At 58.9% G+C, this 9,245-nt stretch carries 10 protein-coding genes and 1 tRNA gene; 7 read left to right on the forward strand and 4 right to left on the reverse strand.

The window, feature by feature from the left end; translation table 11 throughout:
• The first annotated feature begins 138 nt into the window (after positions 1-138).
• Entirely contained in the window at positions 139-792 is a 654-nt protein-coding gene (chpT, locus tag GR138_RS20275; RefSeq protein ID WP_160861069.1) for a histidine phosphotransferase ChpT, read from the forward strand.
• A gap of 119 nt (positions 793-911) precedes the next feature.
• On the forward strand, positions 912-1,274 hold the full coding sequence (locus tag GR138_RS20280) for a response regulator (RefSeq protein ID WP_069061246.1): 363 nt from the start codon (positions 912-914) through the stop codon (positions 1,272-1,274).
• Between the two features lie 149 nt (positions 1,275-1,423).
• On the opposite strand, the gene ctrA is transcribed toward GR138_RS20280, so the two are convergent.
• The gene (gene ctrA, locus GR138_RS20285) at positions 1,424-2,122 is read right to left on the reverse strand and encodes a response regulator transcription factor CtrA (RefSeq protein ID WP_024270822.1); all 699 of its coding nucleotides are present in this window, start codon (positions 2,120-2,122) and stop codon (positions 1,424-1,426) included.
• A gap of 529 nt (positions 2,123-2,651) precedes the next feature.
• Between ctrA and GR138_RS20290 the strand changes: the two genes are divergently transcribed.
• Positions 2,652-3,002: a flagellar export protein FliJ gene (locus tag GR138_RS20290; protein WP_160861070.1), complete on the forward strand. Its 351-nt coding sequence runs from the start codon at positions 2,652-2,654 to the stop codon at positions 3,000-3,002.
• A gap of 68 nt (positions 3,003-3,070) precedes the next feature.
• Here the strand turns inward: GR138_RS20290 and GR138_RS20295 are convergent, their stop codons facing one another.
• Entirely contained in the window at positions 3,071-3,352 is a 282-nt protein-coding gene (locus GR138_RS20295; RefSeq protein WP_160861071.1) for a GNAT family N-acetyltransferase, read from the reverse strand.
• A gap of 129 nt (positions 3,353-3,481) precedes the next feature.
• Between GR138_RS20295 and GR138_RS20300 the strand changes: the two genes are divergently transcribed.
• Positions 3,482-3,946: a paraquat-inducible protein A gene (locus GR138_RS20300; protein WP_160861096.1), complete on the forward strand. Its 465-nt coding sequence runs from the start codon at positions 3,482-3,484 to the stop codon at positions 3,944-3,946.
• A gap of 52 nt (positions 3,947-3,998) precedes the next feature.
• On the opposite strand, the gene sciP is transcribed toward GR138_RS20300, so the two are convergent.
• Positions 3,999-4,274, reverse strand: a complete 276-nt coding sequence (gene sciP, locus GR138_RS20305) for a CtrA inhibitor SciP (protein WP_007769470.1) — start codon at positions 4,272-4,274, stop codon at positions 3,999-4,001.
• A gap of 430 nt (positions 4,275-4,704) precedes the next feature.
• Between sciP and GR138_RS20310 the strand changes: the two genes are divergently transcribed.
• The 3 genes from GR138_RS20310 to GR138_RS20320 all read left to right on the forward strand — a co-directional run bounded on the left by GR138_RS20310 (position 4,705) and on the right by GR138_RS20320 (position 7,076).
• On the forward strand, positions 4,705-5,454 hold the full coding sequence (locus GR138_RS20310; RefSeq protein ID WP_160861072.1) for a helix-turn-helix transcriptional regulator: 750 nt from the start codon (positions 4,705-4,707) through the stop codon (positions 5,452-5,454).
• Positions 5,455-5,670: 216 nt separating this feature from the next.
• Positions 5,671-6,867 carry a tRNA 2-thiouridine(34) synthase MnmA gene (gene mnmA / locus GR138_RS20315; protein WP_160861073.1) on the forward strand — a complete coding sequence of 399 codons (1,197 nt, stop codon included), beginning with the start codon at positions 5,671-5,673 and terminating at the stop codon, positions 6,865-6,867.
• A gap of 132 nt (positions 6,868-6,999) precedes the next feature.
• Positions 7,000-7,076: transfer RNA gene (locus GR138_RS20320), tRNA-Met, on the forward strand.
• A 331-nt stretch (positions 7,077-7,407) separates the two neighbouring features.
• On the opposite strand, the gene GR138_RS20325 is transcribed toward GR138_RS20320, so the two are convergent.
• Positions 7,408-8,493: a recombinase family protein gene (locus tag GR138_RS20325; RefSeq protein ID WP_160861074.1), complete on the reverse strand. Its 1,086-nt coding sequence runs from the start codon at positions 8,491-8,493 to the stop codon at positions 7,408-7,410.
• Between the last annotated feature and the right edge of the window lie 752 nt (positions 8,494-9,245).

The following is a 9,245-nucleotide window of genomic DNA, read 5'->3' on the forward strand; positions in this document are numbered from 1 at the left end:
ATGTGGTGTCATTATGGCTGTCTTTAAATCGGGCACGCCTCGCGCAATTCTGACGTGCTATGCGTCGCGGAGACTGCCGCGAATGTGCCTCTGTCAAGCCGGCTGCGTTGAACGAACACGTGGACCTGGGAGAAATTTATGGCGAAAAATCTGAATCTTACGCTTGCCGGTCCCGATCTGGCAGCGCTTCTGTGCAGCCGCGTATGCCACGACGTCATCTCGCCCGTGGGTGCGATCAACAATGGTCTCGAACTGCTCGACGAGGGCGGTGCCGACGCGGAGGCGATGGACCTCATCCGCACCAGCGCGCTGAACGCCTCCGTCCGTCTGAAGTTCGCACGCCTCGCTTTTGGCGCATCCGGCTCCGTCGGCGCGTCGATCGATACGGGGGAGGCGGAGAAGGCTGCACGCGATTTCGCGGCCGCCGAAAAGAAGACCGAAGTCAGCTGGTCGGGTCCGCGCGCCATCGTCGCGAAGAACCGGGTCAAGCTGCTGCTCAATCTGTTTCTCGTGGCCTACGGCGCCATTCCGCGCGGCGGCTCGATTGACGTCACGCTCGAGAATCCGGAATTCGACGCCGTCTTCAAGCTTACGGCCAAGGGCCGCATGCTGCGCGTGCCGCCGAAGTTCTCTGAAATCCTCTCCGGCACGCCGGAAGAGTCGATCGATGCCCATTCGATTCAGCCGTATTACACGGTGCTGCTCGCCGATGAGGCTGGCATGGAGCTCGATGTGACTGCGAGCCCCGAGGAGATCGTCTTTTCGGCCCGGGTCGTTCCTGCGGCGGAGTAAGCGAAAGGCGGTCAAGGTATCGTTAACCATGGCCGCTAACACTTTGTTTGCCAGGCGCCGGTAGAGTTGCAGGCTGTATCGTTCCCGCGCATCACGAGCGGGAGAGCTAGGAGCAGCGCATGCAGCGGTTGATGATCGCCGATGGTTCCGACGTCGTTCGTAAAGTCGGAAAGCGTATTCTCTCCGGCTTCAATTTCCTCGTGCTGGAAGCCTCGAGCTCGCTCGAAGCACTGGTTCGCTGCGAGGCGGAGCTGCCGAACATTCTCATCGTCGATTCCACGATGGATGGCGCGCTCGAGCTGATCGGCAATATCCGCAACCTGCCGCAGGGCAAGTCGGTTCGCATCTATTACTGCGTGGTCGAAGCGGACCTGAAGAAGATGATGATGGGCAAGCGCGCGGGTGCGGACGACTTCCTGCTGAAGCCGTTCGACCGCAAGATCCTGACCCAGGTGTTCAGCAGTCTTTCGATCGCGGCCTAAACGCACTTTCCCCAATCAGAAGCCACCAACGCGGCTGCTCGCAAGAGCCGGCCGCGTTTTTGTTTGCTCTTTCCCCGCATTCTCGCAGGCAAGAAAAAACCCGCCTGCACAGCAGGCGGGTTTGAATGTCTCAAGCGGAGAGGGGCCTATCAGGCGCTTTCGGCGAAGTCGCCATCGGGTTCGCGCAGCACATAGCCGCGGCCCCAGACCGTCTCGATATAGTTCGCGCCGCCGGCGGCGTTTGCGAGCTTCTTGCGCAGCTTGCAGATGAAGACGTCGATGATCTTCAGTTCCGGCTCGTCCATGCCACCGTAGAGGTGGTTCAGGAACATTTCCTTGGTGAGTGTCGTGCCCTTGCGCAGCGAAAGCAGCTCGAGCATCTGGTATTCCTTGCCCGTCAGGTGCACGCGCTGGCCGCCGACTTCGACGGTCTTGGCGTCGAGGTTGACGATAAGCTCGCCCGTCGAGATGACCGACTGGGCATGGCCCTTGGAACGGCGCACGATGGCGTGGATGCGGGCAACGAGTTCGTCCTTGTGGAACGGCTTCGTCATGTAATCGTCGGCGCCGAAGCCGAGACCGCGGACCTTGTCCTCGATGCCGGCCATGCCGGAGAGGATGAGGATCGGCGTCTTGACCTTGGACAGGCGCAACGTCCGCAGAACCTCATAACCCGACATGTCGGGGAGATTCAGATCGAGCAGGATGATATCGTAATCATACAACTTGCCCAGATCGACACCTTCCTCGCCGAGGTCGGTGGTGTACACATTAAAACTTTCGGACTTCAGCATCAATTCGATGCTCTGCGCTGTCGCGCTGTCGTCCTCAATGAGTAGAACCCGCATATCTGTCCCCTTTTCCGCCGCTCAAGGTACCTGGCCCCCTACGCGATACGGATCCAGTCGTTGCCTGATTTGGAGGCTGCCACGAAATGGTTAACAAATCCTGATTCACTTTGGCAAGGTGTATCGATCTGTTAATTATTTTAGGCAGCTCCCTGATTTTATGGATGAATCAGAAATGTGACTCTTAAACTGTCTCTTTAAGAAACACATCTAACCGACTCTTTCGACTCATTAATGCGCTCCACCTCTTTTTTAGCGAACCGCATTTACTGAGCCTTAAATCATCGAACCTATGATTAACGATGCCCGTAAACGAAAGGTTACCAGCGGTAGGGTTTTATTAATATCGCTAGATTTTTTTGGGGCTTGGCGCGTTTTGCCGGGCTTCGGGTGGAATGCCGGCCTCCGGCGTGCGGTGAAACGCCGCGCGGACGGGCGCTGATTTGGAATGCCGGGTGACCGGTCGCCACCTGTTTCGGTGGTCGATCACCTTAATGCCGGGGTCTCGCTATCCACGGGAGTATTGCGTATGAAGTCGCGTGAGAGCCTAGTTCGCCTGAAGGAATTTCAGGTGAAAGACAAGAGACGGCAGCTGGCCCAGCTTCAGTTGATGATGTCCGAATTCGAACGGATGTCGAAGGAACTGGAAAGCCAGATCGCCATCGAAGAAAAGAAGTCCGGGATCACTGATTCCAACCACTTCGCTTATCCTACCTTTGCCAAGGCGGCGCGGCAGCGCTCCGACAATCTTCAGGTCTCCATCCGGGAACTGAAGGTGCAGCAGGATGCGGCGGAACTGGCTTTGGAAGAGGCGGAGGCGGAGTTCGCCAAGGCTTCGGCACTGGAAGAGCGCGACAACGCGGTTCGGATGCGCGCCTGACCTGACCCGATTCTGAAGAACCCTCGCGAGCGGCCGGAAGACCGCTCACGAGGGCTCTTCGCGTTGCCTCAGAACGTGACGACGTCGTGCCAGTCCTGGTGACGCAATGCCTGGGCGCGGAAAAAGGGGCAAAGCGGCATGATCTTCCAGCTGCCTTTGCGCGCCGCTTCCACTGCATAGGCCGCCAGTGCCTGGCCGACGCCCTTGCCGCGCAGCGCATCCGGCACGCCGGTGTGATCGACGATCACGAGTTGCGGCGAGGCGCGGGAATAGGTCACTTCCGCCTCGTGCCCCTCGACGATGGTATAGTAGCGGCCCTTCGAGCCGGTTTCTGCGCTGAGAATGTCCATCTGGTCCTCGCTTCGTTGCGTCGGCGCCATCCTTTCCTGTCTCGTGCTGCGCTGCAAGGCAACAGGATGTGAACGCAGTGTGCTGCATCCCGGCCGGGCGAATGCTATGCAGGGCGCATCGAAACTGCGATATGTGCCATGATCCTTGTCGTTCCCGCTTTCCTCGTTCTCTCCGCGCTGTTTCTGGCCTTCGGGCTTGTGCTGCCGCTCGTGCGCTTCGAAAAGCTGTATTTCTTCGACGAAACGCCTTCGCTGATCGACATCGTCGTCTCGCTCTGGCAGCAGGGGAGCGGCGGGCTTGCTGTGCTCGTCGGGCTATTCTCCATCGTCTTCCCGGTGATCAAGCTCTTTGGCATCGCAATGGAGGCGACGGCGCCGGCCCAATCCGGCGGCAGGGAAAACTGGATCGCGCGGCTGCTGCCGATCCTCGGAAAATGGTCGATGATGGATGTGATGCTGGTGGCGCTGGTGATCGTCGCGGCGAAGACGAGTGGCATGGCCTCGGCCTTTACCCAGCCCGGCCTCTGGTTCTACACCGCTTCGGCGATCATGACGGGCCTGCTGCAAATGCGGCTGCAACCAGTCCCCAAATGAAACAGCAGCCGCGTTGGTCGCGGCTGCTGCGGTCTTGATCCGGAGAAAATGATTAGTGGCGGTACTGCTGGATGCGCGTGGTGCGCAGACCGGCAAGGCCGTGATCGTTTATGGACGACTGCCAGGACAGGAATTCTTCGACCGTCAGCGTGTAACGCTCACAGGCTTCTTCAAGGCTCAAAAGCCCGCCACGTACGGCGGCGACGACTTCGGCCTTCCGGCGAATCACCCAGCGCCGCGTGTTGGCCGGCGGCAGATCGGCGATCGTAAGAGGACTGCCATCGGGGCCGATGACGTATTTAACGCGGGGTCGTATCAGTTCGGTCATTGGACTCTCTACATAAACTCAAGACCATATGGCGGGACTGTAGCCTGCCACATTTAAGATTTGCCTAAGCGCACAGTAACAATTTTCTAATCATTTGAGCGGCTTCACCGATGTGGTGCCTCTTGCGAAGTCCCGGGTTCCCTTACGTTTGCCCGTGCATCCATGCCCTACGGTCGCATGGGAGCTATGCGAATATTTCATTTCTATTTTATTCAAACGCTGCTAATACGCCCCCAAATTTAGGGGGCGCATCGGATCGATGCACCGGAAGCTCCCAGGAAGCATCCAAATGAATTCCCTCCGCGCGCTGTCTCCCTTCGGGATATGGCCGCGAGCGACGTTTGCGTCGCCTGATGGGGTGCTCCTGAAATTTTCCGAACCGAGAATGCACACGAGCCCGGCGCACCGCGCCGGCTGTTGGAAGCGGAAAATGCGAGATCCAGACAACATGCTCCTGCAGGAGGGTTGGTCGCCCGAATTCCTGTCCTCGGCCAACATCGAAACCGTGCAGACCGAGTATGAGGTGCTGCACCTCATGCGCCAATGCGCCCATCACTTTCGCTTCAGCCACTTCCTGGTGTCGCGTTTCCCGGCCAATGCGCAGCAGCGTTTTGCCGAACGCCTGCTCGTCAGCAACTGGCCGGCCGACTTGGTGCGCAAATACGATGCGATGAACCTCTTCCACGTCAGCCGCCTGGCGATCGAGACCGGCATGACGAAGCTGCCGGTTCAGGGCGACAGCTCGTTTCTCGCGCCCTCCGACTGGGAAAATGCGCAGGTCGGCGAGGCGATCGCGCTTGCCGAGAGCCACGGCCTTTCCGGTTCCACGGCCTTCCTGCTGCATTCCACGACGTCGGATCCCTATCTGATGGTTTTTTCCGGCGCCCGCGCCCAACTCGCCCGTCCAGAACTGGCAGAGCTGCATTTCGCCGCCCTACAGTTGTTCGAATGCCTCGAAAAGACCTTTGTCGCCGCGACGGCGGGCCGTGAAAAACTGTCGAGCCGCGAGGTCGAGTGCCTGCGCTGGGCGGCGGCGGGCAAAAGCAGCGACGAGATCGCCATCATTTTGGGCATCTCGGTCTATACGGTGAGCAGCTACTTCAAGAGCGCGACCCGCAAGCTGCAGGCGGTCAACCGCATGCAGGCGATCGCCATCGCGTTGCGTCTGCGCCTGATCTGAAGCCCGCTTGCGGGAATCTCCCGCCGGACTGGCAGGGCATGTTCTTCGCACGGCGGCAAAACTGGGTTTCCCGCCTTCTCTTGCCCTCGGTGCGGCAAGTTTCTATATGTCGCCCGAAGGATGCTCTGCCGATCGTGGGGCGCCGCAACGGCCGGTGTCGGCCTCCAATGGAAAGGTGCCCTGCGGTAGGATACGCAGCACCGGAACGGACCTCGCGTGAACAGTCTCGATTTCGATCGCAAGCCGGAAGATACGCGCGTCGTCGTTGCCATGTCGGGCGGCGTCGACAGTTCCGTGGTGGCCGGTATCCTGAAACGCGAGGGCTACGACGTTCTCGGCATCACCTTGCAGCTTTATGACCATGGCGCCGCCGTGCACCGTGCGGGTTCCTGCTGCGCCGGCCAGGATATCGACGACGCGCGCCGCGTCTGCGAAACGCTCGGCATCCCGCATTACGTTCTCGACTACGAGAAGCGCTTTCGCGAAACGGTGATCAATCCCTTCGCGGAAAGTTATATCGCCGGCGAAACGCCGATCCCCTGTGTCGCCTGCAACCAGACCGTCAAGTTCGCCGACCTCCTGGCCACCGCCAAGGAGCTTGGCGCCGATGCGCTCGCCACCGGCCATTATATCCGCTCGCGCGCCAACCCGTTGCCGGACGCGCCGCAGCACCGATCGCTCTATCGTCCCGTCGATGCGGAGCGCGACCAGAGCTACTTCCTCTTCGCGACCACCCAGGAGCAAATCGATTACCTGCGCTTCCCGCTCGGCCATCTCTCCAAGGCCGAAACACGGGCGCTCGCCGAAGATATGGGCCTCGTCGTCGCCAAGAAGGCCGACAGCCAGGACATCTGTTTCGTGCCGCAGGGCAAATATACCGACATCGTCAACAAGCTGAAGCCGAATGCGGCGCTGGCCGGCGAGATCATGCATATCGACGGCCGCGTGCTTGGCCGCCATGACGGCATCCTGCACTACACGATCGGCCAGCGGCGCGGCATCGGCATCGCCACCGGTGAGCCGCTCTATGTCGTCTATCTCGATGCGCGCTCGCGCCGCGTCATCGTCGGCCCCAAGGAGGCGCTGGAAACGCGTCGCCTGTACCTGCGTGACATCAACTGGCTCGGCGACGGCGCCCTCGAGGCCGTGGCCGCCAATGGCTTCGATTGTTACGCCAAGGTGCGCTCCACCCGGCCACCGCGCCCCGCGCGCCTTCAGGCCAACGAGAGCGGCATCTATGTCGAACTGGCCGAGGGCGAGGCGGGTGTAGCCCCCGGCCAGGCCTGTGCGCTCTATTCCGGCGAAGGCGAGGACGCCCGCATCTATGGCGGCGGTTTCATCCTGCGCTCGGAGCGGGAAGCGGCCGCCGAAGATGCCCTCAAGCGCATTCTGTCGACCCCGGTCGCGGCCTGAAACGCTTTGTCCGCCAAAGCCTTTGCGGACAAAGCGATTTTTCTCAGAACCTCGCTTGACACCCGCGGGAACAGCGCCTTATAAGCCGCCCACCGGACGGAAACGACAGCGTTGTCGATCGTCCCTTCGGGCGGCGGAGTAGCTCAGTAGGTTAGAGCAGAGGAATCATAATCCTTGTGTCGGGGGTTCGAATCCCTCCTCCGCTACCAAAAAATTCACGCAAAATAGCGCTCTCCCTGCATAATATAAGTTATCTATATTTTTCAGGACGTTATTGCGGGTAAGCGCTGCCGAGACGCTTAATTTCCATCCTGATACGCCCCGGCTTCCTGCTAAATCGCTGCACCGTCTCAGTTTGGCAGTTCGTGCAGCCAAAAGTTTCAGAGATTTGGCTGCCCGTTTCTTGAGTATGGTTCGCTTGCTTGGTACTCACACCACGGGGGCCTGATCGACGCCGGTAGCCCCAAGTAGCCAGAACGACGTCGGCTCGTCTTCCTGTTAGGTCGACAAGCCGATTTGTTTCCCCGGGTTATGTTCGGTTTAGTTTATCAGCAGGGAGTGCTGGTCTTTCCACCCAATCGGCAAATCGAGCATGCGGGTGAGCTTAGCGATGCTGAGGTCGACCGGTTGCTGTCCGGTGAGAATCGCTTCGGTGATCTTTGGCGATAGAAACGCCATAGGCAGAATACGGCTGATGTCGGGGCCGTGTGCATTGAAGCGTGCCGCGATGTCGGCATGGCTGGCATTGGTGCCATCGGTAAGGGCCTCAAGATAGAGATGGGCTCTGGCAATCATACCGATCAACATCGGGTCTTTCCTCGCTTGAAGTGTTGTCGCGCCTTGAAGCACCATCCGACTTTCGACCCCTCTTCGCTTCAACTGGACGGGGACGACGATCGTGAGGATGCCCCTCTCGTCGCCATGCTTCGCCGCTACTGACCGATCACCGGCAAGTGTGGCGAATAAGGTGCGGGGCGATATTTCAAACGTGATCTCGTCCGGTTTGAGAATGATCCTATGAAACACGCTCCGCAGGATTTCCTGTTTCGTGACGTGATCATCAAGACGCTGGTATCGCTCGTTGAGTGCCGCTGCGGCTGCGGCGACATCCTCAATGGGCTTTGCCTCAGGAAGATCCTCGCACCACCGTGACAATTGCAGTTTGTCGTTCAGCAGATCGCGAAGCTGCTGCTCAACGATCGGCTCGATCGTGTTTGAAGATAGACGCCAAGGGATGCCCTTGACCTCTGCATCGTAAGGGCGCGACGCGTAGTAACGATAACGACGACCGTGGTTCTGCGCATGGGAACGCAGCAGGCTGCGGCCCCTCTCATCGCAGAGCAGTCCCCCAAGCAGATGGCGATCTCGGGTGTTCGTGGCGGACCGCCTGTTCGGTGCCTGAATAGCTAAAGCTGTTTGCACCCGGTGGAAGAGATCGTCGTCAACAATCGGCTCGTGCTCGCCGTCATAAACCGCATCCTTGTGACGGATCTTGCCGACGTAGATCGGATTGGTGAGTAGATAATGCAGCTTGCCGCGGCCGAAGGGTGTTTCCTGTTGATTTCCACTGAGAACTGACCCGGCATTGGAGCGTACTGCTCGGGCTGGACCAGCGAGGCGCTTCAAACTAAGCCGCCTGCTGGGCGAGTTGGGTTTCGAGTTCCGCTGGCGATCGATAGCCAGGGGCCGAGTGCAGCCTCTCGGCATTGTAGACTTCCTCGATAAACCTGGGCAATCGCGTCGGCGACGCCCGCGAAGGTTCCGTAGTCGGTGGGATAGATGTCCTCTAGCTTCGGGGTCTTACTGACAGCTTTGGCGTCATAGATAGTAGTGGGACACCGCGCACTTTTTACAAGCCGGACCCGGCGGTGCATGGCTATCTAACAAACATGGATTATTTCAATGCTCAGTAATATGCAAATTTGCAGAGTTTGTGGATATTGGGACCCCAGCCCACCATGGGGTGAGGATGGTGTGTGGTAGGGCTGGCCGTCCCGCCTGCTTGACGAAGACAATCCGAAGTTGATCGAATATTTTCGTGCGAATTTTTTAAGAGCCTTGGACGTAGTGTCCATGGCGGCAGCATAAGCCGCCATCGTCTCAGCTTTGTGAGCCTGTCTCCAAAGCATACCAAGCACGAAGGACATTCAGTAATGTGGCTTACTTTGACCAAATCAGATGGCGCAAAAACGGCTATTGATTTCGGAAAGGTTTTACATCTCAGCGATCATAAAGCCGGGACCCAGATCGTCGTGAATTCGTCTGTTCCCAGTAAAGAAAACGGCGCTCCCACCCCGTTGGTTCTCTACGTCGCGGAGAGTTTCGATGCAGTCGTGGCGGCACTCGGAGCCAAGAAAGTAAAACGATAGGCGCCTAAA

The organism is Shinella kummerowiae (genome assembly GCF_009827055.1).
GTDB classification, from domain to species: Bacteria; Pseudomonadota; Alphaproteobacteria; order Rhizobiales; family Rhizobiaceae; genus Shinella; species Shinella kummerowiae.

Bases quoted from the DNA above. Each gene is read 5' to 3' on its own strand.
- chpT (WP_160861069.1), top strand. From the start codon at position 139: ATGGCGAAAAATCTGAATCTTACGCTTGCCGGTCCCGATCTGGCAGCG.
- GR138_RS20280 (WP_069061246.1), top strand. From the start codon at position 912: ATGCAGCGGTTGATGATCGCCGATGGTTCCGACGTCGTTCGTAAAGTC.
- ctrA (WP_024270822.1), bottom strand. From the start codon at position 2,122: ATGCGGGTTCTACTCATTGAGGACGACAGCGCGACAGCGCAGAGCATC.
- GR138_RS20290 (WP_160861070.1), top strand. From the start codon at position 2,652: ATGAAGTCGCGTGAGAGCCTAGTTCGCCTGAAGGAATTTCAGGTGAAA.
- GR138_RS20295 (WP_160861071.1), bottom strand. From the start codon at position 3,352: ATGGACATTCTCAGCGCAGAAACCGGCTCGAAGGGCCGCTACTATACC.
- sciP (WP_007769470.1), bottom strand. From the start codon at position 4,274: ATGACCGAACTGATACGACCCCGCGTTAAATACGTCATCGGCCCCGAT.
- GR138_RS20310 (WP_160861072.1), top strand. From the start codon at position 4,705: ATGCGAGATCCAGACAACATGCTCCTGCAGGAGGGTTGGTCGCCCGAA.